The organism is Gemmobacter caeni (assembly GCF_003054195.1).
In the GTDB taxonomy this organism is placed as follows: domain Bacteria; phylum Pseudomonadota; class Alphaproteobacteria; order Rhodobacterales; family Rhodobacteraceae; genus Gemmobacter; species Gemmobacter caeni.
This window is the reverse complement of sequence record NZ_QBKP01000003.1, coordinates 358,111-381,466: the sequence shown is the minus strand read 5'-3', so window position 1 is coordinate 381,466 and position 23,356 is coordinate 358,111. Positions and strand designations below refer to the sequence as shown.

General features: G+C 65.0%; 22 protein-coding genes. 6 read left to right on the top strand and 16 right to left on the bottom strand.

The window, feature by feature from the left end:
• Positions 1 to 52: 52 nt before the first annotated feature.
• From C8N34_RS07195 to C8N34_RS07170, 7 genes are all read right to left on the bottom strand, one after another.
• Positions 53 to 1,735, bottom strand: coding sequence for a trimethylamine N-oxide permease (locus tag C8N34_RS07195; RefSeq protein WP_054301010.1), 1,683 nt, complete (start codon positions 1,733 to 1,735; stop codon positions 53 to 55).
• 279 nt (positions 1,736 to 2,014) lie between these two features.
• Positions 2,015 to 2,332: a hypothetical protein gene (locus C8N34_RS07190; RefSeq protein ID WP_108128324.1), complete on the bottom strand. Its 318-nt coding sequence runs from the start codon at positions 2,330 to 2,332 to the stop codon at positions 2,015 to 2,017.
• On the bottom strand, positions 2,323 to 3,000 hold the full coding sequence (locus C8N34_RS07185; protein WP_108128323.1) for a hypothetical protein: 678 nt from the start codon (positions 2,998 to 3,000) through the stop codon (positions 2,323 to 2,325). Before C8N34_RS07185 ends, C8N34_RS07190 begins: the two co-directional genes overlap by 10 nt.
• A complete protein-coding gene (locus tag C8N34_RS07180) occupies positions 3,000 to 4,394 on the bottom strand; it encodes an APC family permease (RefSeq protein ID WP_054301007.1) in 1,395 nt (464 codons plus the stop codon). The genes C8N34_RS07185 and C8N34_RS07180 overlap by 1 nt, the downstream gene beginning before the upstream one ends.
• Before the next feature lies 1 nt (position 4,395).
• Positions 4,396 to 4,566, bottom strand: coding sequence for a hypothetical protein (locus C8N34_RS26290; protein ID WP_170120537.1), 171 nt, complete (start codon positions 4,564 to 4,566; stop codon positions 4,396 to 4,398).
• Positions 4,567 to 4,569: 3 nt separating this feature from the next.
• Positions 4,570 to 4,947 carry a hypothetical protein gene (locus C8N34_RS07175; protein WP_054301006.1) on the bottom strand — a complete coding sequence of 126 codons (378 nt, stop codon included), beginning with the start codon at positions 4,945 to 4,947 and terminating at the stop codon, positions 4,570 to 4,572.
• Positions 4,948 to 4,950: 3 nt separating this feature from the next.
• Positions 4,951 to 5,241, bottom strand: coding sequence for a hypothetical protein (locus C8N34_RS07170; RefSeq protein ID WP_082400635.1), 291 nt, complete (start codon positions 5,239 to 5,241; stop codon positions 4,951 to 4,953).
• Positions 5,242 to 5,541: 300 nt separating this feature from the next.
• On the opposite strand from C8N34_RS07170, the gene C8N34_RS07165 reads away from it, so the two are divergent.
• Genes C8N34_RS07165 through glnT form a run of 4 tightly spaced genes read left to right on the top strand, consistent with a single transcriptional unit; the run spans position 5,542 to position 9,806 of the window.
• On the top strand, positions 5,542 to 6,438 hold the full coding sequence (locus C8N34_RS07165) for a class II glutamine amidotransferase (protein ID WP_054301004.1): 897 nt from the start codon (positions 5,542 to 5,544) through the stop codon (positions 6,436 to 6,438).
• A 2-nt stretch (positions 6,439 to 6,440) separates the two neighbouring features.
• Positions 6,441 to 7,130, top strand: coding sequence for a GltB/FmdC/FwdC-like GXGXG domain-containing protein (locus C8N34_RS07160; protein ID WP_108128322.1), 690 nt, complete (start codon positions 6,441 to 6,443; stop codon positions 7,128 to 7,130).
• 9 nt (positions 7,131 to 7,139) lie between these two features.
• Positions 7,140 to 8,468 carry an FMN-binding glutamate synthase family protein gene (locus tag C8N34_RS07155; RefSeq protein ID WP_054301002.1) on the top strand — a complete coding sequence of 443 codons (1,329 nt, stop codon included), beginning with the start codon at positions 7,140 to 7,142 and terminating at the stop codon, positions 8,466 to 8,468.
• Positions 8,469 to 8,498: 30 nt separating this feature from the next.
• On the top strand, positions 8,499 to 9,806 hold the full coding sequence (gene glnT / locus C8N34_RS07150; protein ID WP_054301068.1) for a type III glutamate--ammonia ligase: 1,308 nt from the start codon (positions 8,499 to 8,501) through the stop codon (positions 9,804 to 9,806).
• Between the two features lie 293 nt (positions 9,807 to 10,099).
• Here the strand turns inward: glnT and C8N34_RS07145 are convergent, their stop codons facing one another.
• The 5 genes from C8N34_RS07145 to C8N34_RS07125 all read right to left on the bottom strand — a co-directional run bounded on the left by C8N34_RS07145 (position 10,100) and on the right by C8N34_RS07125 (position 15,433).
• Positions 10,100 to 11,443 carry an NAD(P)-binding domain-containing protein gene (locus C8N34_RS07145; RefSeq protein ID WP_054301001.1) on the bottom strand — a complete coding sequence of 448 codons (1,344 nt, stop codon included), beginning with the start codon at positions 11,441 to 11,443 and terminating at the stop codon, positions 10,100 to 10,102.
• Between the two features lie 300 nt (positions 11,444 to 11,743).
• Complete coding sequence (locus tag C8N34_RS07140; protein WP_108128321.1) at positions 11,744 to 12,757, bottom strand: histone deacetylase family protein; 1,014 nt, start codon at positions 12,755 to 12,757, stop codon at positions 11,744 to 11,746.
• Positions 12,754 to 13,191 (bottom strand): GNAT family N-acetyltransferase, encoded by a 438-nt coding sequence (locus C8N34_RS07135; protein WP_108128320.1) that lies wholly within the window; start codon positions 13,189 to 13,191, stop codon positions 12,754 to 12,756. The genes C8N34_RS07140 and C8N34_RS07135 overlap by 4 nt, the downstream gene beginning before the upstream one ends.
• Complete coding sequence (gene kce, locus C8N34_RS07130) at positions 13,188 to 14,105, bottom strand: 3,5-dioxohexanoate:acetyl-CoA acetone transferase (protein WP_108128319.1); 918 nt, start codon at positions 14,103 to 14,105, stop codon at positions 13,188 to 13,190. Before kce ends, C8N34_RS07135 begins: the two co-directional genes overlap by 4 nt.
• On the bottom strand, positions 14,102 to 15,433 hold the full coding sequence (locus tag C8N34_RS07125) for an aminotransferase family protein (RefSeq protein ID WP_108128370.1): 1,332 nt from the start codon (positions 15,431 to 15,433) through the stop codon (positions 14,102 to 14,104). Before C8N34_RS07125 ends, kce begins: the two co-directional genes overlap by 4 nt.
• Positions 15,434 to 15,530: 97 nt before the next feature.
• Between C8N34_RS07125 and C8N34_RS07120 the strand changes: the two genes are divergently transcribed.
• Positions 15,531 to 16,487 carry a LysR family transcriptional regulator gene (locus tag C8N34_RS07120; RefSeq protein ID WP_108128369.1) on the top strand — a complete coding sequence of 319 codons (957 nt, stop codon included), beginning with the start codon at positions 15,531 to 15,533 and terminating at the stop codon, positions 16,485 to 16,487.
• Positions 16,488 to 16,499: 12 nt separating this feature from the next.
• Here the strand turns inward: C8N34_RS07120 and C8N34_RS07115 are convergent, their stop codons facing one another.
• The 4 genes from C8N34_RS07115 to C8N34_RS07100 are packed head-to-tail and all read right to left on the bottom strand — an operon-like array spanning position 16,500 to position 20,747.
• Positions 16,500 to 17,603: an NUDIX domain-containing protein gene (locus tag C8N34_RS07115; protein ID WP_108128318.1), complete on the bottom strand. Its 1,104-nt coding sequence runs from the start codon at positions 17,601 to 17,603 to the stop codon at positions 16,500 to 16,502.
• A complete protein-coding gene (locus tag C8N34_RS07110; RefSeq protein WP_054301851.1) occupies positions 17,603 to 18,046 on the bottom strand; it encodes a TrgA family protein in 444 nt (147 codons plus the stop codon). Before C8N34_RS07110 ends, C8N34_RS07115 begins: the two co-directional genes overlap by 1 nt.
• Before the next feature lie 21 nt (positions 18,047 to 18,067).
• Positions 18,068 to 19,279, bottom strand: coding sequence for an SAM-dependent methyltransferase (locus tag C8N34_RS07105; RefSeq protein WP_108128317.1), 1,212 nt, complete (start codon positions 19,277 to 19,279; stop codon positions 18,068 to 18,070).
• Between the two features lie 55 nt (positions 19,280 to 19,334).
• Positions 19,335 to 20,747: a cryptochrome/photolyase family protein gene (locus C8N34_RS07100; RefSeq protein ID WP_108128316.1), complete on the bottom strand. Its 1,413-nt coding sequence runs from the start codon at positions 20,745 to 20,747 to the stop codon at positions 19,335 to 19,337.
• A gap of 157 nt (positions 20,748 to 20,904) precedes the next feature.
• Here C8N34_RS07100 and hrpB point away from each other — a divergent pair, with 157 nt between their 5' ends.
• Positions 20,905 to 23,355: an ATP-dependent helicase HrpB gene (gene hrpB / locus C8N34_RS07095; RefSeq protein ID WP_108128368.1), complete on the top strand. Its 2,451-nt coding sequence runs from the start codon at positions 20,905 to 20,907 to the stop codon at positions 23,353 to 23,355.
• Position 23,356: the final 1 nt, after the last annotated feature.

Genomic DNA, 23,356 nt, shown 5'->3' with positions numbered 1-23,356 from the left:
AAATGGAAAAGGCGGGGCAACCGCCCCGCCTTCCCGCAGACATGCCTGCCGCTTATTCAGGCAGCTGGAAGAACCAGTTGGCCCACAGCACCACGCAGACCCCGGCGATCAGGGCGACATAGGGCAGTATCCCCGCCTTGCGTTCGCCCAGTTCGCCCTCGGCCAGACCCAGATCCTCGTAGGCTTCCTTCGGGAACTTGCCGCCGTCCTGAACGTAATGGCGGAACCAGAACACCGGCAGAATCAGCGCCGCGAAGATGGCACCCGAGATCAGGGCGTTGGAGTAACCCCAGACCTTCGCCCCGGCCCCAAGGAACAGCGCGTTCACGAAGGCAAGGCAGGTGTTCACCCCGATCAGCAGGGTCGGCGCCTTCCACGGGCGTTCCATGTGGCCCGAGTCGATCCGGTGAATCCAGCCCGCGTTCAGGTTCAGGAAGTTGAAGGTGATGTAGCCCACGTTCGAGATGGCGAGGACATAGAAATAGCCCGTCGCATCCGAGGCCAGCGCCAGAAGGAAGACGTTGAAGCCAAGGTCGGTCCACATCGCGCTGGTCGGCGCGCCGTGCTCGTTCACATGCCCCAGATAGCGCGGCAGCCAGCCATCGCGCGAGCCCTGATAGAGCGTCCGCGAAGACCCCGCCATGGCGGTCATGATGGCCAGGAACAGCGCGAGGATCATCAGGATCACGAAGATCTGCGTCACCACGCGGCCCCCGCCGACCATGCCCCCCAGCGCCTCGCCGATGCCGGTGCCATCCACGATCCCCGGTGCCAGCATGCCACTAGTGCCCAGGACGCCCTGGAAGGCGAAGGGGATCATGAAGAAGAACACGATGCACAGCAGACCGGAATAGAAGATCGCGCGGAAGGTATCGGTCCTCGGGTCCTTGAACTCGGCCGTGTAGCAGACGGCGGTTTCAAAGCCGTAGGTCGACCAGGCGGCGATATACATGGCCCCCAGGAACAGCGTCCAGCCACCGATATCCCAGGCGCCATCCTCGCCCGAATAGGCGGCGGTCGGCGGCACGATGTTGGTGACGTTCATGCTGTCGATCGCGCCGGTCAGGATCGGCACAAGGCCCACCAGCAGAAGCGGGATCAGCACGATCAGCGCCATCACCTTCTGCGATTTCGCAGTCGAGGCGATGCCCTTGTGCTGGATCGCGAAGATGATCAGCATGAGGATCACACCGATCACGAAGGTCGAGTTGAAGTGCAGATTGCCCAGCCCCGGAATGCCGATGCTGAAGGCTTCCCAGTTGCGGAGCGCAGGCGTCAGTGCGGCAACCGCATCCTCCGCCGTCTTGCCCGCATTCGCGGCCATCCAGTCCAGCACGACCTGACTGTCCGCCGCAGGAATGGGGAACAGCGCGTTGAGGATGTAGCCCGCCGCGATGGCACAGCCCAGCGACAGCACCGGCGACCATGCAAACCAGTTGCACCACACCGACAAGGGCGCAATCAGCTTGGAATAGCGCAGCCAGGCCGTTGCCCCATAGACGGAGGCCCCGCCCGATTTGTTGCCGAACATGCCGGCCATTTCCGCGTAGGTGAAGCTTTGCAGAAAGCCCATCACCATCGAGATCATCCAGACGACGAAAGCCGCCTTACCGGCCACGCCTGCAATCCCGCCGATGGAAAACAGCACCAGCGGCGGCACACCTGCCGCCACCCAGAAGGCGCCTTTCCAGTCAAGTGCCCGAACGAGTTCGCCCGAGCCTTTCTCCTGAGCCATGAGAATACTCCCTGTTCCCTGTTTCGCCCCGGCGCCTCGCATCTTGCGTGCGATCCTTCGGCCGGTTCCTGTAAGCAGCCGCCCCGATGCGGGGCGGTATCGACTTTCGTCCGATCCGGCGGGCAGCTCCCTGCCCGGCCGCGCGGTTTGCACAGATTGTCGCACCCCGACCGCCGCACAAAGCGTTTTTTGCTTTAGATGAAAATTTTTTTCTTCGACTCGCCAAGCGCGTGAGGCGCGCAGCAATGGCACGCCCGAAAAAACGGCAGCGGGATTGTCCTACGATGCGGTTTCGGCACCTGCGCGCGCGGCGGTAGCCTGCCGGTTGGCATGGCGCCAGATCTCGAATCGAATCCGCGCGCGGCGATAGGCATCCATGATCGCCATGGCCCAGACGAAAAACCCGCCGGCAAAACGGCCGACAAAGGAGATGTCGGGTCCGGCGGTGAAGGCCGTGAAGCCGCCCAGAAGAAAGATGAAGAACAGAAAAATCAGCCCGCGCTGCGGCTCGCCGTTCCAGACCTGCCCCGCGCCCGGAAGCATGATGGCGGCGGCCAGCACCTTGCGCGGATCGGGCGGCGGCGGGGTCAGGCGCATTTCCGCATCCCTTCGCGCAGGATATCGGCCCGGATTGCCCGCAGCCGCGCCACAAGGGGCGAGAGGGCGTGCGGCGCCAGCTGCTCCTGCCCCAGTTCGGCCTCGCGGAACAGCAGATAGCGCCCACGCTCCGCCTCGTCAGCCAACCAGACGATCCGCAGCCCCTCCGGCGCGAGAACCAGTTCCTTCACACGCGGATCATCGAACAGATCCAGATGCAGGCGCAGCAGGGCGGCCTCGTCCGCGGTCAGCGGTGCCTCGCTTTTCAGCATGGCATCGGCCGGAAATCCGGGCGGCAGAGCCGTCTGCACCGGAAGGCGCGCGATGTTGGAGAAAGGCTCCACCCCGCGCGGACGGGTCATCAGCTGGATGCGTTGCGACAGCGGCAGCGGCTCCAGCGCGGTAACCAGAAGCCACAGCGCGGGCAGTTTGCGGAAGGTCAGGCTGTCGGGCACGACTTGCAGGTCCAGCTCAAGCCCGCCCATCCGGCCCGCCAAACGGGGAAAGCCGGTGGGTGCCCTGCCCCGCCGCGCGCCCTCAAGCCCCGGCAGGACGGCATCGAAATACCCTGCCCGCGTGGCTGCGCGGACAGGGGCGGCGGCGCACAGACGGAGGGCCAACCAGACCAGCCCCCCGCCCAGTGCCAGAACCAGAAGTCCCAGCGCCATCAGTACCCCCGCGGCTTCGGCCAGGGCATGGTGAACTGCGCCCCCCGGTTGACGAAGCGGTAGCGCCAGAAGTGGAACCACAGCGACACGACGATATAGAACACGATCATCGCCACCAGCTGCGTACCATAGCCAAGGAACACCGCGAAGAAGGCCAGACCGCAAAGCCCCAGCAGCACCATGGCAGGCAGCGGGTGGAACGGATGTTCATAGCCCCGCTTGATGGTGTCGAGCGGCCATTTGCGGCGGAACAGGATGATGTTCAGCGGCATGAAGGTGTATTCCAGCAGCCCCGACAGGATCGAGAAGGTGATCACCTGATCCAGCGGTGCCCCCAGCGCGAAGATCAGCGCGATGGGCACAAGGAAGATGATCGCGCGATAGGGCGTGCGGTATTTCGGATGCACCGCGCCGAACCAGCCCGGCAGATACTTGTCGCGCCCCATGGCGAACCATGCGCGGCTGGCATCATTGATGCAGCCGTTGGCCGAGGCCAGCGTGGCAAACAGCGTGCCGATTCCCAGAAGCACCATCAGGAAGGTCGACCCCGACAGTCGCGCCGCGTCGAACAGCGGCACGCCCGACTGGCCAAGGTATTCCCACGGCATCAGACCCGCGCAGACATACCATGTCAGCGTGGCGGCGATGGCCAGCGTCATCACCCCCGCCAGCGTGCCGAAGGGCAGCGCACGTGCGGGGCTGCGCACTTCCTCGGCGGCCTGGGTGGTGCCCTCGATCCCGAGGTAATACCACAGGCCGAAGTGCATCGCCGCCAGCACGCCAAGCCAGCCATAGGGCATGGCCGCCTGCCCCGACATCAGCGCCGCGTGATTCATCTCGCCCACACCCAGAATGCCCGAGGTGCTGAGGAAGAGGATGATAATGGCGGTGAAAGCGATGGCGGTGATGACAAGGTTGAAGGTCAGCGTCGCAAGCACGCCGCGATAGTTCAGCCATGCAAGGAACATGATCGCGAGAATGATGAAGGGCCGCTGATCCAGCCCGCCCTCGTGCCCGCTCATCGTGGCGACGGTATCGACGAGGAAACCCACCGTGATCGCATTTGCGGCTTCCAGCATCGTATAGGCGAAGACGAGGTAAAGGCCGACGTTGAAGGCCATCAGCGGCCCGACGATGTGTTTCGCCTGAGTATACTGCCCGCCAGCGGCGGCGACGGTCGATGTCACCTCCGAATCGATCATGGCGACACAGGTATAAAGAATGCCCGCGAACCAGCAGGCCATCAGCGCCGCATAGGCCCCGCCTTTGCCGACGGCAAAGTTCCAGCCCATGTATTCGCCGACGAGAACGATGCCGACCCCCAGCGCCCAGACATGGGCCGGGCCCAGCACCCGGGCAAGGCCAACGTGTTCGGTTGTATCCGTCTGTGCCATGTTACCCCCGGTGGCTTTCTTCGGTCATGGCCTCCAGCTCGCCTTCGCGGGAGGAAGTCAGCATGTCTTCCGAATAGGTGCTGTCGGTCCTGATCCAGTCGATCACGATGAACAGCCCGAACAGCGCCGAGGCGCCCCAGGCTGCAAGTTCAAGAACGTCCCAAAGATCCATCGCTTATTCCTCGAACTTCTCGGCGATCACCTCGCGGTATTCCTTTTCGGAAAACCGCAGCAGGATCGCGTAATAGCCCACGATGACCACGATCATCGCCAGCAGCGCCCCGACGGAGAAGCTGTAGTCGAATCGTGCGGTGATCATCTCGGCGGCAGAGGCGGCATCGGCGAAGCCGAGCTTTTCCCACTGCGCCACCATGGTCTCGTTCTGGCCAAGGCTTTCCCAGGTCGGATTCTCGACTGCCGTCGAGGTCACGGCAGATCCGGCCAGCCCCATCCACAGCGGAATGTAAAGCGCACCGATGGCCATGATCAGCAGCACGATCACGTCGATGATCTGGCCAAGCTTGCCCTGCGTCGGGGGGGTATAACGCGCCATGTCTTAACGCCCCTTCGCATCGCGGGCGGCATCAAGGAACTTGATGTCCAGCCCGTACATGAAATCGCGGTCCTCGCGGTAATGGCGCAGCATGGCGAGGATGGCAGCGGTATTGAACAGCAGCACGATGGCACCGCCGATCAGAAGAGTGATACGCGCACCGCCCGTGGGGGCCAGCGCCCAGGTGGCCAGCGCCACAAAGATGATGGAGAACCAAAGTCCCAGAACGAAAGCCCAGGCAACCATCACGTCGCGACGGTGCATGGTCTCGATCCGTCTCGTCAGATCAGACACGTCAATTCCTCCCTGTTTTTCCCCTTTCAAGCGCCGGTCGCGCGGGGCGAGCTTTTCTGTCCGGCAATTATTTTTTCCACGAGGAAACACTCCCTGCGACATTCTGTCAAGAAAACCATCGACAGATGCGAACAACGCCCAAAAATTGATCAATCAATGGATTTCAGGGCGGTGAATGCGACGACAATCTTGCCATTTCCGCCCTTCATTCCCCCGGATGAAAATTTGTTTCTTACCAGTTGAAATGTGAAAAATCCGGTGCTAGCGTGATGGAAATTCGCCCATCAAGGAGTCGACACCATGTGCGGTATTGTCGGACTGTTCCTGAAGGACCCCAAGCTGGAGCCCCGGCTTGGCGAACTCCTGACGGATATGCTCATCACCATGACGGATCGCGGGCCTGACAGCGCCGGCATCGCGATCTATTCGCGCGGGAAGGATGGCCATGCCAAACTCACCGTGCAATCGGCCGATCCCGACCGCGATTTCGCGGATCTGGCCGACAAGCTGGGCAAGGCCATCGGAAGCCATGTCCGGCTTGCGCAGAAAGACACCCATGCGGTGCTGGATCTGCCCTCCGACCGGCTGGAAGCGGCGCGCCATGCAATCCGCGACATCGCCCCGAACGTGAAGGTGATGAGCGCCGGTGAAGGCATTGAAATCTACAAGGAAGTCGGCCTGCCCAAGGATGTGGCCGCCCGCTTCGACGTGGCCCACATGCAGGGCACCCATGGCATCGGGCACACCCGCATGGCCACCGAATCGGCCGTGACCACCATGGGCGCGCACCCGTTCTCGACCGGGTCTGACCAGTGCCTCGTGCACAATGGCTCGCTGTCCAACCACAACGGCCTGCGCCGCGAGCTGATCCGCCAGGGCATGACCTTCGAGACGCAGAACGACACCGAAGTCGCCGCCGCCTATGTCAGCCACAAGCTGAAGGAAGGCCAGAACCTCGGTCAGGCGCTGGAATCGGGTCTCGACGATCTGGACGGCTTCTTCACCTTCGTCGTGGGCACCAAGGACGGTTTCGGCGTCGTGCGCGACCCGATTGCCTGCAAACCCGCCGTCATGGCCGAAACCGATCAGTATGTCGCTTTCGGTTCCGAATATCGCGCGCTGGTCAACCTGCCGGGCATCGACAATGCCCGTGTCTGGGAACCGGAGCCCGCCACCGTCTACTTCTGGGAACGCTGAACATGCAGACATTCGACCTCGCCGCGCAGGGCCTGCGCGCGCTGAACCAGACGCTTCACGGCCTGAACGGCACCACCAACCAGACCGCGTGGGAAATCGTGAACCCCAAGGGTTCACATGCCATCGCGGTGGGGCTGGATGCCCCCATCGACGTGACGGTGAAAGGTTCGACCGGCTATTACTGTGCCGGTATGAACAAGCAGGCGACCGTGCGGGTGAAGGGCTCTGTCGGCCCCGGCGTTGCCGAAAACATGATGTCGGGCACCGTGATCGTGGATGGCGACGCCTCGCAATATGCCGGGGCCACCGGCCGCGGCGGCCTGCTGGTCATCAAGGGCAATGCGGCCTCGCGCTGCGGCATCTCGATGAAAGGCATCGACATCGTGGTGCATGGCAACATCGGCCACATGTCCTGCTTCATGGCGCAATCGGGCAATCTGGTCGTGCTGGGCGATGCCGGGGACGCGCTGGGAGACTCGCTCTACGAGGCCCGTCTTTTCGTGCGCGGCAGTGTGAAATCGCTGGGCGCCGACTGCATCGAGAAAGAGATGCGCCCCGAACATCTGGAGCTTCTGGCCGACCTGCTGAAGCGCGGCGAGGCCGATCATCTGGCCAAACCCGAAGAGTTCAAGCGCTACGGCTCTGCCCGCAAGCTCTACAATTTCAACGTCGACAATGCGTCGGCCTACTGAGGCGCCAGAATGACCGATTTTCCGCATACCCCGCCCAAGCAGAGCTGGACCTTCTCCAACGATGTGAACGCCGAAATCCGCCGCGCCGCGGCCACCGGCATCTATGACATCCGGGGCGGCGGCTCCAAACGGCGCCTGCCGCATTTCGACGACCTGCTGTTCCTCGGCGCTTCGATCTCGCGCTATCCGCTGGAAGGCTACCGCGAGAAATGCGCCACCGACATCTGGCTCGGCACCCGTTTCGCCAAGAAGCCGATTCACCTCGACATCCCGATCACCATTGCGGGCATGAGCTTCGGCGCCCTGTCGGGTCCGGCGAAAGAGGCGCTTGGCCGTGGCGCCAGCGAGGCCGGCACCTCGACCACCACCGGCGACGGTGGCATGACGGAGGAAGAGCGCGGGCATTCGAAAACGCTGGTTTATCAATACCTGCCCTCGCGCTATGGCATGAACCCCGACGACCTGCGCCGCGCCGATGCGATCGAGGTCGTGGTGGGTCAGGGCGCGAAGCCCGGCGGCGGCGGCATGCTGCTGGGCCAGAAAATCTCCGACCGCGTGGCCATGATGCGCAACCTGCCCAAGGGCATCGACCAGCGCTCGGCCTGCCGCCACCCCGACTGGACCGGGCCGGATGATCTGGAGATCAAGATCCTTGAAATCCGCGAGATCACCGAATGGGAGAAACCGATCTATGTGAAGGTCGGCGGCGCCCGCCCCTATTATGACACCGCGCTGGCCGTGAAGGCCGGGGCCGATGTCGTGGTGCTGGACGGCATGCAGGGCGGCACCGCCGCCACGCAGGACGTGTTCATCGAAAACGTCGGCATGCCGATCCTCGCCTGCATCCCGCAGGCGGTGAAGGCCCTGCAAGACCTCGGTATGCACCGCAAGGTGCAGCTCATCGTCTCCGGCGGCATCCGCACCGGCGCCGATGTGGCCAAGGCCATGGCGCTGGGCGCTGATGCCGTCGCCATCGGCACCGCGGCCCTTGTGGCCCTGGGCGACAACGACCCGGCGCTGGAGGCCGAGTACCAGAAGCTCGGCACCACCGCCGGTGCCTATGACGACTGGCACGAGGGCAAGGACCCCGCCGGGATCACCACCCAGGACCCGGACCTCTTCAAGCGGTTCGACCCGATCCTCGGGGGGCGCCGACTGAAGAACTATCTCAAGGTGATGACGCTGGAAGCCCAGACCATCGCCCGCGCCTGCGGCAAGAACCATCTGCACAACCTCGAACCCGAGGATCTCTGTGCACTGACGATCGAATCCGCCGCCATGGCAGGCGTGCCGCTGGCCGGGACCAGCTGGATCCCCGGCCGCAACGGCGGCTTCTGAGAATAAAAAGATAGAACAGGGAGTTAAATGATGGTGAAAGACCTTGCCAAATGGGCAAAGGACAAGGGCGTCAAGTATTTCATGATCTCCTACACCGACCTCTTCGGAGGGCAACGGGCCAAGCTCGTTCCGGCGCAGGCGATCAATGACATGGCTGAAGACGGAGCCGGCTTTGCCGGCTTCGCCACTTGGCTGGACCTGACCCCCGCCCATCCCGACATGATGGCGGTCCCCGACCCCGAGGCGGTCATCCAGTTGCCCTGGCGGCGCGAAGTCGCCTGGGTTCCCGCCAATTGCGTGATGGAAGGCAAGCCGCTTGCCCAGGCCCCGCGCAACGTGCTGCGCCGTCTGGTCGACGAGGCCGCCAAGGAAGGCCTGCGCGTCAAGACCGGGGTCGAGCCGGAGTTCTTCCTGCTAACCCCGGAAGGCGACCAGATCTCGGACCCGTGGGATACCGCGGAAAAGCCCTGCTACGACCAGCAGGCTGTCATGCGCCGCTACGATGTGATCGCCGAAGTCTGCGACTACATGCTGGAACTCGGCTGGGAAGCGTACCAGAACGACCACGAGGATGCGATCGGCCAGTTCGAGATGAACTGGAAATACGATGACGTGCTCGCCACCGCCGACAAGCACAGCTTCTTCAAGTTCATGCTGAAGTCGGTGGCCGAAAAGCACGGTCTGCGCGCCACCTTCATGCCGAAACCCTTCAAGGGCCTGACCGGCTCGGGCTGCCATGCCCATATCTCGGTCTGGAGCCTCGACGGCAAGAAGAACGCCTTCGCTGATAACAGCAAGGAACTGGGCCTCAGCGATCAGGGCCGCCACTTCCTCGGCGGCATCATGAAGCACGCCTCGGCGCTGGCCGCGATCTGCAACCCGACGGTGAACAGCTACAAACGCATCAACGCGCCGCGCACCTCCTCGGGCGCGACCTGGGCGCCGAACACCGTCACCTGGACCGGCAACAACCGCACCCATATGGTGCGTGTCCCCGGCCCCGGCCGGTTCGAGTTGCGCCTGCCCGATGGCGCCGCCAACCCCTATCTGATGCAGGCGATCATCCTTGCCGCCGGTCTGGACGGTGTGCGCACCAATGCCGATCCGGGGCGTCGCTACGACATCGACATGTATCAGCAGGGCCATACCGTGAAAGGCGCGCCGAAACTGCCACTGAACCTGCTCGATGCGCTGCGCGAATACGACAAGGACAAGACGCTGAAATCGATGATGGGCGAGGAGTTTTCTTCCGCCTATCTGAAGCTGAAGCAGCAGGAATGGAACAGCTTCGTCTCCCATTTCTCGCGCTGGGAACACGAGAACACGCTGGACGTCTGATCCCGCGCAAAACCTGTCTCCGGCCCCGGCGCCCTGCCGGGGCCGCAGTCATTTCCACAGCCCAGCCAAACGCCCCGCCAGACGCCCCCGCCCCTTACTTCTTGCCCAAATACTCAAAACGCCTCCCTCCCCACCACCGCACCGGCCGGATTACCGCACCGCCGGATCCGCAGGCCATGGCAATGCCGGCCCACGGGGCTCGATGCCCCGTGGGCCGGCACCCGGTTTCAGGACAGCGCAAAAGAAAACCCCGGAGCTGCCTCCGGGGTCCAGTTCTGCGGGTGAAAGGGGGTTCAGTTCCGCAGATAACTTTCCATGCTGTCCTCCAGCGCATCCTTCCAGGGCGTATGGTGGACAGGCGCCATGGAGCCGGTGATGACCGAGCGATAGGCGTGATTGCGGAAGCCCATGATATCTTCCTTCTTGTGGTCCTTCCACTCGAAGAAGGCCTCGCAGGCGCCGTCCACATCAAAGGACGGGTAATCGGTCTCGGCGATCAGTTCCTTGACGTAATCGCCCTGATAATGGATCGCGTCATGCGCATCCTGACCGGCATCCTCGCCGGCCACGCGCGCCTCGACATCCTTCAGCATCGTGGCCTTGTCGGTCGGCACGGCGATGCGGCCCATGATGGCATCGCGCACCCACCAGGCCTGGGCGTCGAACATATTGAAGGTGAACCACTGGTCCTGCATGCCGACGTAGAACATCTTCGGATTGTTCACCCAGACCACGCCCTTGTAGAGGTCAGCCGCCGCCAGCCGGTTCGCGGTTTTCAGGCGCAGGTCATCCGGCAGGAACGGGAAGTGGTGCTTGTAGCCGGTGCAGAGGATGATCGCATCGACTTTCCTGGATGTGCCATCGGCGAAATAGGCGGTGGTTTCATCCACCCGCTCCAGCTTCGGCACTTCCTTCCAGTTTTCGGGCCATTTGAAGCCCATCGGCGCGTTGCGATAGGCGACCGTGATCGACTTCGCACCATATTTCCAGCATTGCGAACCGATATCCTCGGCCGAATAGCTCGACCCCAGCAGCAGAAGATCCTTGCCCGCGAATTCGCGCGCGTCGCGGAAGTCATGGGCATGCAGAACGCGGCCGTTGAACTTGTCGAACCCCGGATATTCCGGCACATTCGGCACCGAGAAATGGCCTGAGGCCACGACCACATTGTCGAATTCCTCGTCATACATCCGGTCGTTTTCCAGATCATGCGCGGTGACGGTGAAGGTGCCCTTCGCCTCGTCATAGCGCACCATGCGGATCGTGGTGTTGAAGCGGATCCAGTCGCGCACGCCAGCCTTCTTCACCCGGCCCTCGATATAGTCGAACAGCACGGCGCGCGGCGGATAGCTGGCGATCTGCTTGCCGAAATGTTCCTCAAAGGAATAGTCGGCGAATTCGAGACCCTCTTTCGGGCCGTTCGACCAGAGGTAGCGATACATCGAGCAATGCACCGGCTCGCCATGCTCATCAAGTCCCGTGCGCCAGGTGTAGTTCCACAGCCCGCCCCAGTTGCCCTGCTTCTCGAAACAGACGACTTCGGGGATATCCGCTCCTTTGGCCTTGGCGGACTGGAAGGCGCGGAGCATGGCAAGACCCGAAGGCCCGGCTCCGATCACGGCGACACGTTTGGACATATGGCTCTCCTTGCTGGTGCGCGGGGCCGCTCTGGCCCTCGTTGCCTGATAGCTAAAGAGATTCTGCCCTATGTGTCAAATATTCTTCCTGTCAGGAAATTCAAATCTGTCGCATCGCCCAAGTTTTCGGCAATATTTGACCGCTGCCGGCAAGGGGCCCGGCCCTCGGGGGCATCGAGCCCCCTCGTGCCGGCTGCCGCGGATCTGGCACCGACGACCGTGTCAATATGCCCAGGGGGACTGCCCGTCCCCTCCCGCCTGCGAGGCTCACACCCGAGACATTTTCGCCAGGATGAAAGCTCAGGCAAGGCCCTTGAGGAAGGCGGTCAGATTGGCGCCCAGCTTCGGTTGCAGGTAGCCGCCTTCCTGCACCACGAGGAGGCGCAGGCCGGTGGCGGCGATGTCGGCCGCGATGCGGGTGAAGCCTTCGGTGGTGATCTTCAGGCCCTGAAAAGGGTCATCCTCATGGCCGTCGAGGCCCAGGGCAATAACGATGACATCCGCGCCGAAAGCGTGGATGCGGGCCAGCGCCGTGGCAAGAGCCGCGCGGTAATCGGCGTCGCCCGTGCCGCGCGGAAGCGGAAGGTTGAGATTGTAGCCCAGCCCCTCGCCTTCGCCGCGTTCCTGCGCGGCGCCCCAGAAGAACGGATAGAAGCGGTCAGGGTCGGCGTGCAGGCTGACGGTCAGCACGTCGCGGCGGTGATAGAACATGCCCTGGGTGCCATTGCCGTGGTGCACGTCAACATCAAGGATCGCCGGGCGCAGGCCCTTGCGCAGCAGCCATTCAGCGGCAATGCCGGAATTGTTGAGGAAACAAAAGCCCCCCGCCAGATCGGCAAAGGCGTGATGCCCCGGCGGGCGGCAGAGCGCATAGGTGGTTTCACCTGCGAGCACGGATTCAGCACCGCTCAGCGCGGTCTGGGCCGACCAATAGGCCGCCTCCCATGTGCCAGCGGCGATGGGACAGGCGGTATCGGCCTGATGCCATCCAGCTTGCCCCACGGCGGATTTCGGATAATTGGCGCTGCGGCGGTCAGGGTGGATATTCGGAATGACCTCGTCCGCCGCACCCTCGATCCGTTTCCAGCGCGGGTGGATGGTTTGCAGGAAGGCGAGGTATTCGGCCGTATGCACCGCCGCCAGCGGCCCCATGCCGAAATCGCGCGGTGGCGCGAAGCGGGCGCCTGCCGCTTCGGCCCCGGCTTTCAGCACTGCGATGCGTTCGGGCTTTTCCGGGTTCGGCAGGCGCGTGCCGTTTGCCATGAACATCTGCGGGTCATGCCCGGCCTGCCGGTCATCGAGAAACGCTTTCATACTGCCTCCAGGGCCGCGCCTTCCAGCGTCAGCCAGATTTCATCGGCTTTCGGGGTGAACCCCAGCCGGTCATAGAAGACCCGCGCACGCGGATTATCGTCATAGACGGCAAGGCGCAGGAAGCTGGCCCCGAATTCTGCCTCGGCCCGGTTACGAACGGCGGCAAGCAACTGGCGGCCCAGCCCCTGCCCGCGCGCCTCTGCCCCGACCCAGAGGTCTGAGACATAGGCCCCGATCCGCCCCCGCGTGGTGGAAAGGAACGGCGACCAGAGCGCTAGGCCGTGATCGGCCAGCTCGGCACGGATCGCACCGCTGGCAAGGGCGGTAGCCACCTGCGCCCCGGTCGTGCGGAACGGATCACCCATGTCGGCGGCCAGAGCTTGCAGACCCGCCATGACCCTTGCGGCATCTTCAACCGTCGCGGCGCGGATCATGCGTAGACCTGCCGTCCCTTCAGGCCCAGCAGTGCGCGCGCCTCGTCGGGCGTGGCGGGACTGCCGCCCAGCGCCTCGACAATGCCGCGCACCTTTTCAACCTGTTCGGCGTTGGATTTCGCCAGTACGCCTTTCGAGAGGTAAAGGTTGTCCTCCAACCCGACGCGGACATGCCCGCCCATCGCCGCCGCGATAGCGGCGAATTCCATCTGCCGCCGTCCCGCCGCCAGCACCGACCATTCGAACTTCGGAAACAGTTTCTGCGCTGTCTGGTGCAGATGGATCAGATGCTCCGGTTCTGCCGCGATACCGCCCAGCACGCCCATGACGAACTGCAGGAAGATCGGCCCGTCAACCAGCCCGCGGTCAACGAAGTGGCGCAGCATGTGAAGGTGGCTCACGTCATAGCATTCGAACTCGAACCGCGCACCGCGTTCGGTGCCCATGCGCTGCAAGACGCCTGCGATGTCGCGCGGGGTATTCTTGAACACCAGATCGTCGGAGTCGCGCAGGAACGGCTCTTCCCAGTCGAACCGCCAGTCGCGGGGTTTCGCAGCCATGGGATAGAGCGCGAAATTCATCGACCCCATGTTAAGGCTGCACATCTCCGGTGCAAAAGTCAGCGGCGCCTCCAGCCGCTGATCCAGCGTCATCACCGCCGATCCGCCGGTGGTCATGTTGAGGACCGCATCGCAGGAACTTGAAATCGCAGGCAGAAATCCCTTCCAATGCGCCGGGGAGGCAGAGGGGCGGCCCGTCTCGGGGTCGCGGGCGTGCAGGTGCAGGATCGCAGCACCCGCCTTGGCCGCGCCGATTGCCTCCGCCGCAATATCCTCGGCCCGGAACGGCAGATAGGGCGACATGCTGGGTGTGTGGATCGAGCCAGTGATAGCGCAGGAGATGATGATCTTCATGCCAATGCTCCCGCATGAGCATCCGCGAACCCATCCAGCGCACGGGTCAGTTTCTCCATGATCTCGTCCACCTGTGCCTCGGTCGTGATCATCGGCGGGCAGACGAGGAAATGGTCACCCTCATAACCACCGCGCGTGCGGCGGGAATAGATGATCAGCCCCTCGGCATAGGCACGTTCGACCAGATCATCGAAGGCCTTCATTTCGCGCGGCAGTGGCGCCATTGTTTCGCGACCGGCAACAAACTCGAAGGCCAGCAACAGGCCCTCACCCCGCACATCACCAATGAAGCCATAGCGTTGCATCAGGTTCTTCAGGCGTTGTTTCAGAACAGCCCCCACCTTGCGCGCGTTGCCCATCATATCCTGCCGCTCAATCTCGGTCAGCACGGCAAGGCCCGCCGTGCAGGCCAGCGGATTGCCGGCATAGGTATGGCCGTGCAGGAAACCGCCCGCATCCTGCACCGCCTGCACGATGCGATCCTGCGCGATCATGGCACCAAGCGGCGCATAGCCCGCACCGAAACCCTTTGAAATCGCAATGATATCCGGGGCCACGCCCCAAAGGTCGCCGCCAAGGAAGGTGCCGACGCGGCCGCCGCCGCTCATCACCTCGTCATGGATCAGCAGCACACCGTATTTGTCGCAGATCGCGCGCACCGCCTGCATATAGCCCGCGGGCGGCACCAGCGCGCCGGTCGAGGCGCCGCCGACGGGTTCGTGGATGAAGGCCAGCACTGTCTCTGGCCCCTCGGACAGAATGCGGTCCTCCAGCATCGCCGCGTAATGCGCGCCGGTGGCGGGGTTATCCATGTCCAGACCGTCAAGATAGGCGCGCGGCGCGGGGATCTTCGGCATCTCCACCATCATCGGGCGGAAAGGATCGGTCAGCGGATCGTAACCCGTCACCGACAGCGCCCCCAGCGTCGATCCGTGATAGGACGGGAAACGCGAGATCACTTTCCACCGGCTTGCCTGCCCGGTGACCACCGCATATTGCCGGGCGAGCTTCATCGCGCTTTCCACAGCCTCCGACCCGCCGGAGACGAAGAATACCTTCTCCATCCCCTCCGGGCTGAGCGCGGCAACCTTTGCGGCCAGTTGCTCACCCGGTTCGGTTTCGAAATGCAGCCGGTAGCCGAAGGTGGATCTATCCATCTGCGCCCGCATCGCAGCCAGAACGGCAGGGTTGGAATGGCCGATATTGCTGACCATCGCGCCCGACGATCCGTCGATGAACCGCCGCCCCGAAGTATCCCACATGTAGATCCCTTCGGCACGGTCCAGCACGGGCCGCGCAGCAGTGGAAAGGTAGAACAGGTGGCTCATCATCAGTCTCCGGGCGAGGTTCACCCTGAGGATGGCGCATGGCGCCGCATTCTCCAAATGGATTGTTTTAATCTGCATCATTGATACAGTGAATGACATGCGTCTCAGCCCCGCCGAAAAGCTCGCCCGTGACCTCGATTGGAACCTGCTGCGGGTCTTTCTCGCGCTGGCAGAGGCCGGGTCGGTAACGCGGGCGGGCGAAAGGCTGGGGCTGAAGCAACCCTCGGTCAGCCAGGCGCTGAAACGGCTGGAGGAACGCACCGGCCACCGGCTGATCGACCGCAGCGCGGGCAGTTTCACCCTGACACCCGAGGGCATGGCCCTGCTGGCAGAGGCGCAGGCGGTGCGGGCCGCCATCCTGCGCGGGGCCGAGGCGATGGCAGAAGCCTCGGGCGCAGTGGCGGGCGAGGTCACGCTGGCACTGGCCTCGCATGTTGTCTCGCCCCTGCTGGACGCGGCTTTGCGCCGGTTTCACGCGGCTCACCCCAAGGCCACGCTGTCCATCGACATCCTGCCCTCACGCGAGGCGCTGACACGACTGGCCGAGGGCCAGGCCAGCCTTGCCATCTGTCTGATGACCGATCCGCGCAGCGATCTGCAAACCGAAGTGTTCTATCGCGAGTTCTTCGGTCTGTTCTGCGGGCCGCCGCACCCGCTTTATGCCCGGTCCGGCCTGACACTGGAGGACCTCGCGGGACACACCGCCGTCAGTTTCCAGACCGATCGCATGGGCGATGCGCTGGCCGCCGTGACTGAACTGCGCCAGCGGGCCGGGCTTTCCGGCCCGGTCGGCCAGTCCACCCATCTGGAGGAGGTGCGGCGGATGATCCTTGCGGGCCTCGGGATCGGGCCTTTGCCGTTGCATGTGGTGGAGGAGGATCTGCGCGCCGGGCGCCTGTGGCGCCTGCCGCCGCAGGACGATCCGCCCGCCATCGACGTCTATCTGGCCCGCAACCCGCGCGCACGACGGAACCGGGCCGAGGCGGCGTTTCTGGCCATCCTCGATACACTTCTGGCGGAAACCCCACCCGAGCAGCGCATCTACGGCCCCTGATCCGCCACCGGGCTAAGCCCCGCGCAGCCGCGCCCTTTCGCGCTGCAACCAAAGCGCCGTCACCAGCAGCGGCCCGTTGTCCACCTCACCCGAGGTGATCAACGCCATGAATTCCTTGAAGCTGACCAGATGCCCGCGGATATCTTCCGCCTCGCCCTCGACGCCAAACACGCCCTCCACCCCGTCGGGCAGATCGCAAAGCGCAACATAGGAATAGAGGTATTCGCTTTTTGCCCCCGGCGAAGGGTAATAGGCGCCCACTTTCTCCAGCGCGCCCAGATGCAGGCCCGCTTCTTCCACCGCCTCACGCCGGGCGGCCTGTTCCGGCGTCTCGTCCGGGTCGATGCGTCCTGCGATGGCCTCCAGCAGCCAGGGCTGCGGATCGCCCCGCCCGTAGGGACCGGCGCGGAACTGTTCGATCAGCAGCACCCGGTCGCGCACGGGATCATAGGGCAGCACCGTCACCGCATCGCCCGAGACAAAGACCGCGCGGTTGATCTGTTCACTCATGCGACCGTCAAAGCGGCGATAACGCAGATCGTATTCTTCGATGGCGAAGAAATTGGCATAGGGCTGGCGAAAGCGGTCGACCACCACATCGCCCGCCGTCGCCCGATGCCGCCGCGTGACCGGCGGCGCCTCGACGGCCCGCAACCGGCTGGCGCCCCGCACCAGCATCAGCCGGTAACGCCGCACCACCTCGGCCGCCTCGCGCTGGCCCATCAGCGCCATCACGTCACGCGCGGTCACCACCGCCACCGCGCCCCAGTCGCGCACCCAGTCCGCCAGCGACCACGGCCCCGCCACGGGCGCCGCATCGGGTGGCAGATAGACCAGCGCGGTCGAGGCCCCCGCCGCCGCGACCGGCAGCGCAGCGGTGCGATAGCCGAAGCCGCCTTCGTAGAAATCCAGCCGCGCCACATCTTCGGCCGTGGCATTGCGCATCAGCCGCCCCTGCGCCGCGCCTGCGCCGCGCCGGATCACCGGCCACGCCCCCTCGGCGGACCAGAGCACCTCATACCCCGGCAGGGTGGCAGGTTCAGTAACCACAGCGCGGCCCAGAACCGCCTCCAGCAGTGGCGGGTGGCACAGCGTGCCGTAAAAGAACAAATCCATCAGCGCCGCCGTACCAGCTTATGCACTGCAATGCCGCACAGCGGGCCACCCACCAGCAGGGCCGCCATGACCTGCGGCGACGTCAGCACCAGAAACAGGTTTTCCACCATCAGTTCGAACACGCCGGTAATCGCCTCGAAGGGGCCCTTGTACATCTTGCGCAGCGCCTTGCCGAGCATGAGGTAGATGCCGAAGCCCAGCAGCGCAAAGAAAGCCGTCGTCAGCGCCGCCTGCAAACCCGCGCTGATCGCCTGTGCCATGCCCCCCTCCGGCGCGCGCGGCCCCATAACAAACCAGCCACTGCCAAGCCCGATTGCCGCGACATACAGGCTGAAATTACCGAAAGAGGTGCCTTCTGGCACCGAGGGTTTGAACAGTTCGGCCGTCAGATAGGCCAGCGCCGCAAAGAATATCGCGCCCAGAAGCTTGCCTGCCGTCGGCATCTGTCCCTTTCCGCGCGGCCTCTAGCCGGGCCGCGTCACCGTGATCTGCGTCACGTCGCAGTTTCCGCCGTGAAAGGCGCCAGCGCAAGAGGTCAGGTAGAAGTTCCACATGCGGCGAAAGCGGTCATCGAAGCCCAGCGCCCGCACCTCGGGCCAGTGGGCATTGAACGTGTCATGCCAGCGCCGCAGCGTCTGGCTGTAGCTTTCGCCGAATTCGATATGGCCCTTCAGCACCAGCCCCGCCGCCGCGACCTCTTGCGCCAGCGCGGCGGGCGAAGGCAGCATGCCGCCGGGGAAGATGTATTTCTGGATGAAATCCACGGTCTTGCGATAGGCCGCAAAGCGGGCATCGGGCACGGTGATGATTTGCAGCGTGGCATTGCGCCCCGGTTTCAGCCGGTCGCGCACCGCACCAAAATAGACAGGCCAGTATTTCTCGCCCACCGCCTCGAACATCTCGATCGAGGCGATACCGTCATATTGGCCGCGTTCATCGCGGTAATCCTGAAGCCGGATCTCCACCCGGTCAGAGAGGCCCGCGCGGGCAATCCGGGCCTGCGCGAAATCGTGCTGTTCCTTTGAAATGGTCAGGCAGGTCAGCCGCATGCCCGCCCGCGCCGCATGTTCGGCAAATCCGCCCCAGCCGCAGCCGATTTCCAGCAGGTGATCGCCGCGCCTTGCGCCCATCTGCTGCAACATCGAGGCGTATTTGGCCTCCTGCGCCGCCTCAAGGCTTTCCTGCCCGCTGCGGAACAGGGCGCTGGAATAGGTCATCGTATCGTCGAGCCATAGCCGGTAGAAATCATTCCCCAGATCGTAGTGATAGGCGATGTTACGTTTGGCCTGCCGTTTCGAATTTCCGCGCAGCCAGTGCCGCATCCGCTCATAGGACCGCACGAGGCCCATGCCTGGAAAACCGTCATTCACCCCGTTGTTCGGTGGCGCCTGCACCAGATCCATGAAGGCTTGCAGATCGGGCGTATCCCAGTCGCCGTCCAGATAGGCGTCGCAAAAGCCCAGATCCCCCTCGCGGATCAGCCGGGCGAAAACATCCGGGTTCTTCACCTGCACCTCGGCCACCGGGCCGGGCGCGGCGCCTTCTGCCCGAAAGCGGCGGCCATCGGGCAGGACAAACTCCATCCGCCCCACGCGCAGCTTTTCCAGCACCTTCATTACCTGACCGAAATAGCGCGGCAGGTCGGGCTGGCCTTCGGTCGTCAGCAAGGTGGTCATCCTTACATCTCCCCGGATCATACAGTGCCGATGATTCCCCAAGCGCGGCTGTCACTCAAGCCTTTCGTGCGGCATAGGCATCCAGCGCGCGCTGACGGCCTTTATCCAGCGCAATCAAGGGCTTCGGATAGGCAGAATCGGGTGAAAGCGCCCATGCTCGCGGCACCGCATCGAAATAGGACAGCGCGTCAGCCGGGGGTGTGCGGCTGAGTTCGGCGATAAACCGGCGCCGATAGACGGCATTCGGGTCAAACTTTTCCGCCTGCGTCGCCGGGTTGAAGATGCGGAAATACGGCGCGGCATCCGGCCCTGACCCCGCCACCCATTGCCAGCCCATCGCGTTGGAGGCCGGGTCCCAGTCGGTCAGGCAATCGGCAAACCACGCCAGCCCCACCCGCCAGTCGGTCATCAGATGTTTGGTCAGGTAAGAGGCCGCAATCATCCGGGCTCGGTTGTGCATGGTGCCGGTCACATACATCTCGCGCATCGCGGCATCGACGAAGGGCTCGCCGGTCAGGCCCCGGCGCCAGCGTTCGGCATCGGCACTGTCGCCGCGCCAGGGGAAGCCATCCCACTCCTCGCGCCAGTTCTCGGTCGCAAGCGCCGGGAAGTGATAGATCAGATGCCAGGCAAAATCGCGCCAGCCCAGTTCCGACAGGAACTTGCCTGCGCCACTGTCTCCCGCATCCAGCCGGTGCATGGCGGCATGCCAGATGCGGGCGGGGGCGATTTCGCCATAGGTCAGGTTTTCCGACAGGCGCGAGGTGGCGGGCGTAGCCGGAAAATCCCGCGCCTCGGCATAGCGGGCAAGGCGCTGGTCCAGAAAGTCGTCCAACCGGGTCAGAGCTGCCGCCTCCCCCACGGCCTGATGCGGCAGGCAGACTGCCGCGCCGCGCCGCATGGCGGCCCCCATCTGCCAATCCTCCAGCCGGTCCGAAGTGGGCCAGCTTTCGGGCGGCGGCAGTTGCTTCGGCGCGGGCAGCAGGGGTGCGATGTCGCGCTGGCGCAGCGCCTTCCAGAATGGGGTATAAACGCGGTAGGGGCCGCCCTGCCCGGTCTCCACCTGCCAGGGCTCGGCCAGCAGGAAACCCGGATGGCTTTCGGCACCGTACCCCGCCGCCCTCAGCGCGGTTTTCACCGCCGTATCGCGGGCTATGGAGGCCGGATCATAGGCGCGGCTCCACATCACTCCCGTGGCGCCGGTGTCCGCGATCAGCCGCGCCAGCGCCTCGGGCGCCGCCCCGCGCCGCAGGATCAGCCGGCTGCCCACGCCCTCCAGTCGCGTCGCAAAATCGGCGAGCGACAGGCCCAGCCGCCATTTCGCCGCAGCACCAATGGCCTCGGTCTCGGGGTCCAGCAGGAAGACCGGGATCAGCGGTCGCCCGTTGGCCAGCGCTGCGGTCAGCATCGGGTGATCGGCCAGCCGCAGGTCGCGGCGGAACCACAGGATCAGGGGGGTATCGGTCATGGCAGGTCAGGCTACTCCGTTTCCCTTGTCATACGGTATGACCTAGGGTAGCGGATCATCCTTGCCCAGTGCTGAAGCCTCCAGCCCTGATGCCCCCGGCCCTGACGCCCCTTGCATCGCGCGCGGTGATCTGGTCCTTGGGGCCATGCCCATCCTGCTGCCCCCCGCCCTGCCGATTGATGCCGTTCTGCCCGATCTGGTCGCGGCGCTGACCGCGCGCGGCATGGCGGTGGTGCAGGCACCGCCCGGTGCGGGCAAGACCACGCGGGTTCCGCTGGCTATGCTGGCCTCCGGCCTTTGCCCCGGTCGCATCGTCATGCTGGAACCCCGCCGCCTTGCCGCACGCGCCGCGGCAGAGCGCATGGCCGAAACGCTGGGCGAGCCGGTGGGCCAGACCGTCGGCTACCGTATCCGGGGCGAGGCGAAGGTTTCGAAAACCACCCGGATCGAGGTGGTGACCGAAGGTATCCTGACCCGGATGCTGCAAACCGATCCGGGGCTTGATGGTATCGGTGCGGTGATCTTCGACGAGTTTCACGAACGCAGCCTGAATGCCGATCTGGGCCTTGCGCTGGTGCTGGAGGTGCGGGGCGCGCTGCGCGACGACCTGCATCTGGTGGTCATGTCGGCGACGCTGGATGCCGCTCCTGTCGCCGCGCTGATGGGCGATGCGCCGATGATCACCAGCGAAGGCCGCGCTTTTCCGGTGGAAACCCGCTGGCTGCCCCGGCCGCTGGACGCGCGCGCGCGCTCCGATCAGGCGCTGGCCGCACTGGTCGTGCAGGCGGTGGAGGAATGCCCCGAGGGCGGCGTGCTGGTCTTTCTGCCCGGCGAGGGCGAAATCCGGCGGGTCGAGGCCCTGCTGAAGGGCCTGACGGGCCTGAAGGGCTGCGACATCCGCCCGCTGTTCGGCGCGATGGAGTTCGCGGCCCAGCGCGCGGCACTGGCTCCGGCGGCGGCGGGTCTGCGCAAGGTGGTACTGGCGACCTCGATCGCGGAAACCTCGCTGACCATCCCCGACATCCGCGTGGTGGTCGATGGCGGGCGGGCGCGGCGGGCGCGGTTCGATGCGCCTTCGGGCATGGCGCGGCTGGTCACCGAACGGTTGACGCGGGCTGAGGCCGAACAGCGCCGGGGCCGCGCTGGCCGGGTGGCGGAGGGGGTCTGCTACCGGCTGTGGTCGAAGGGCGAGGAAGGCGGGCTGCTGCCCTTCCCCCCGCCCGAAATCGCGGCGGGCGACCTGACCGGCCTCGCGCTGGAGCTTGCGGTCTGGGGATCGACCGACCTGCCCTTCCTCACCCCGCCGCATCCGGGCGTGCTGGGAGAGGCCCAGGCGCTTCTGACCGGGCTGGAGGCACTGAAGGACGGGCGCATCACCGACCACGGCCGCCAGATCGCCGCACTGCCCTTGCACCCGCGTCTGGCCCACATGCTGATCCGCGCGGGCGGCGGGATTGAGGTCGCAACACTGGCCGCCCTGCTGGCCGAACGCGACCCGCTGCGCGATGCCCCCGCCGATCTGGCGTTGCGCATGGCTGCGGTGAAAGACCCGGCCCGGATGGAGCGTGAGGGCCGCACCGTGCATCGCGGCACGGTGGAGCGCATCCGCACCGAGGCGAAGCGGCTGGCCCGTGCCGTCCCCGAGGCACCGAAGGGCCTGAGCCTTGGCCAGATGGCATCACTGGCCTATCCCGACCGGGTGGGCCTGCGCCGCAAGGGCGAGGCGCCGCGCTGGGTGCTGTCAGGCGGCAAGGGGGCGGCCATGGCTGCCGGTCAGCCGCTGTCGGGCGCACGGCTTCTGGTCGCCACCGATCTGGACGGCGACCTGCGCGAGGCGACGATCCGGCAGGCGGTCGCGTTGACCGAGGCGGAGTTGCGCGCGGTGCATGGCGATCAGATCGTGTGGCGCGACATCTGCGAATGGTCCAGACGCGAGGGCCGCGTGGTGGCGCGGCGGCAGGAGTGTTTCGGCGCCTGCGTGCTGGACGACCGGCACTGGACCGACGCGCCGCCGGAGGCGCTGGCGCGTGCGGCGCTCGACGGTTTGCGGCTGATCGGCCTCACGCCCTCTCCCGCCGCACGGCGGCTGATGGTGCGGGCGGCGCTCTGTCGCCGCGACGGGGCAGACCTGCCCGATGCCTCGGAACCTGCACTGCTGGCGGAGGAGGCGCTGTTGCCCTATCTGACCGGCAAGCGCACAGAGGCCGATCTGCGCGGCCTCGATCTGGTGGAGCCGATCCGCAGCGCGCTGGGATGGGAGGGGGTGCAGATGCTCGACCGCCTCGCCCCGCCGCATTTCGAGACGCCGCTGGGGCGGCGGGTGCCCATCGACTATGACGGCGAGGCACCCGGGATCGAGGTGCGCTTGCAGGAATTGTTCGGGGTGACGGTGCATCCGACGGTGGGGCCAAAACGGCTGCCGCTGAAGATCACATTGCTGTCGCCCGGTGGCAAGCCGGTGCAGGTGACGGCGGATCTGCCGGGGTTCTGGACCAATTCCTATGCCGATGTGCGGCGCGACATGCGCGGCCGTTACCCGCGCCACCCCTGGCCCGAAAACCCGCGCGAGGCCGATCCGACAACACGGGCAAAACCGCGCGGCACCTGAG

Excerpts from the sequence above, each read along its gene's own strand:
- C8N34_RS07195 (WP_054301010.1), bottom strand. The coding sequence starts at position 1,735 with ATGGCTCAGGAGAAAGGCTCGGGCGAACTCGTTCGGGCACTTGACTGG.
- C8N34_RS07190 (WP_108128324.1), bottom strand. The coding sequence starts at position 2,332 with ATGCGCCTGACCCCGCCGCCGCCCGATCCGCGCAAGGTGCTGGCCGCC.
- C8N34_RS07185 (WP_108128323.1), bottom strand. The coding sequence starts at position 3,000 with ATGGCGCTGGGACTTCTGGTTCTGGCACTGGGCGGGGGGCTGGTCTGG.
- C8N34_RS07180 (WP_054301007.1), bottom strand. The coding sequence starts at position 4,394 with ATGGCACAGACGGATACAACCGAACACGTTGGCCTTGCCCGGGTGCTG.
- C8N34_RS26290 (WP_170120537.1), bottom strand. The coding sequence starts at position 4,566 with ATGGATCTTTGGGACGTTCTTGAACTTGCAGCCTGGGGCGCCTCGGCG.
- C8N34_RS07175 (WP_054301006.1), bottom strand. The coding sequence starts at position 4,947 with ATGGCGCGTTATACCCCCCCGACGCAGGGCAAGCTTGGCCAGATCATC.
- C8N34_RS07165 (WP_054301004.1), top strand. The coding sequence starts at position 5,542 with ATGTGCGGTATTGTCGGACTGTTCCTGAAGGACCCCAAGCTGGAGCCC.
- C8N34_RS07160 (WP_108128322.1), top strand. The coding sequence starts at position 6,441 with ATGCAGACATTCGACCTCGCCGCGCAGGGCCTGCGCGCGCTGAACCAG.
- C8N34_RS07155 (WP_054301002.1), top strand. The coding sequence starts at position 7,140 with ATGACCGATTTTCCGCATACCCCGCCCAAGCAGAGCTGGACCTTCTCC.
- glnT (WP_054301068.1), top strand. The coding sequence starts at position 8,499 with ATGGTGAAAGACCTTGCCAAATGGGCAAAGGACAAGGGCGTCAAGTAT.
- C8N34_RS07145 (WP_054301001.1), bottom strand. The coding sequence starts at position 11,443 with ATGTCCAAACGTGTCGCCGTGATCGGAGCCGGGCCTTCGGGTCTTGCC.
- C8N34_RS07140 (WP_108128321.1), bottom strand. The coding sequence starts at position 12,757 with ATGAAAGCGTTTCTCGATGACCGGCAGGCCGGGCATGACCCGCAGATG.
- C8N34_RS07135 (WP_108128320.1), bottom strand. The coding sequence starts at position 13,191 with ATGATCCGCGCCGCGACGGTTGAAGATGCCGCAAGGGTCATGGCGGGT.
- kce (WP_108128319.1), bottom strand. The coding sequence starts at position 14,105 with ATGAAGATCATCATCTCCTGCGCTATCACTGGCTCGATCCACACACCC.
- C8N34_RS07125 (WP_108128370.1), bottom strand. The coding sequence starts at position 15,433 with ATGAGCCACCTGTTCTACCTTTCCACTGCTGCGCGGCCCGTGCTGGAC.
- C8N34_RS07120 (WP_108128369.1), top strand. The coding sequence starts at position 15,531 with ATGCGTCTCAGCCCCGCCGAAAAGCTCGCCCGTGACCTCGATTGGAAC.
- C8N34_RS07115 (WP_108128318.1), bottom strand. The coding sequence starts at position 17,603 with ATGGATTTGTTCTTTTACGGCACGCTGTGCCACCCGCCACTGCTGGAG.
- C8N34_RS07110 (WP_054301851.1), bottom strand. The coding sequence starts at position 18,046 with ATGCCGACGGCAGGCAAGCTTCTGGGCGCGATATTCTTTGCGGCGCTG.
- C8N34_RS07105 (WP_108128317.1), bottom strand. The coding sequence starts at position 19,279 with ATGACCACCTTGCTGACGACCGAAGGCCAGCCCGACCTGCCGCGCTAT.
- C8N34_RS07100 (WP_108128316.1), bottom strand. The coding sequence starts at position 20,747 with ATGACCGATACCCCCCTGATCCTGTGGTTCCGCCGCGACCTGCGGCTG.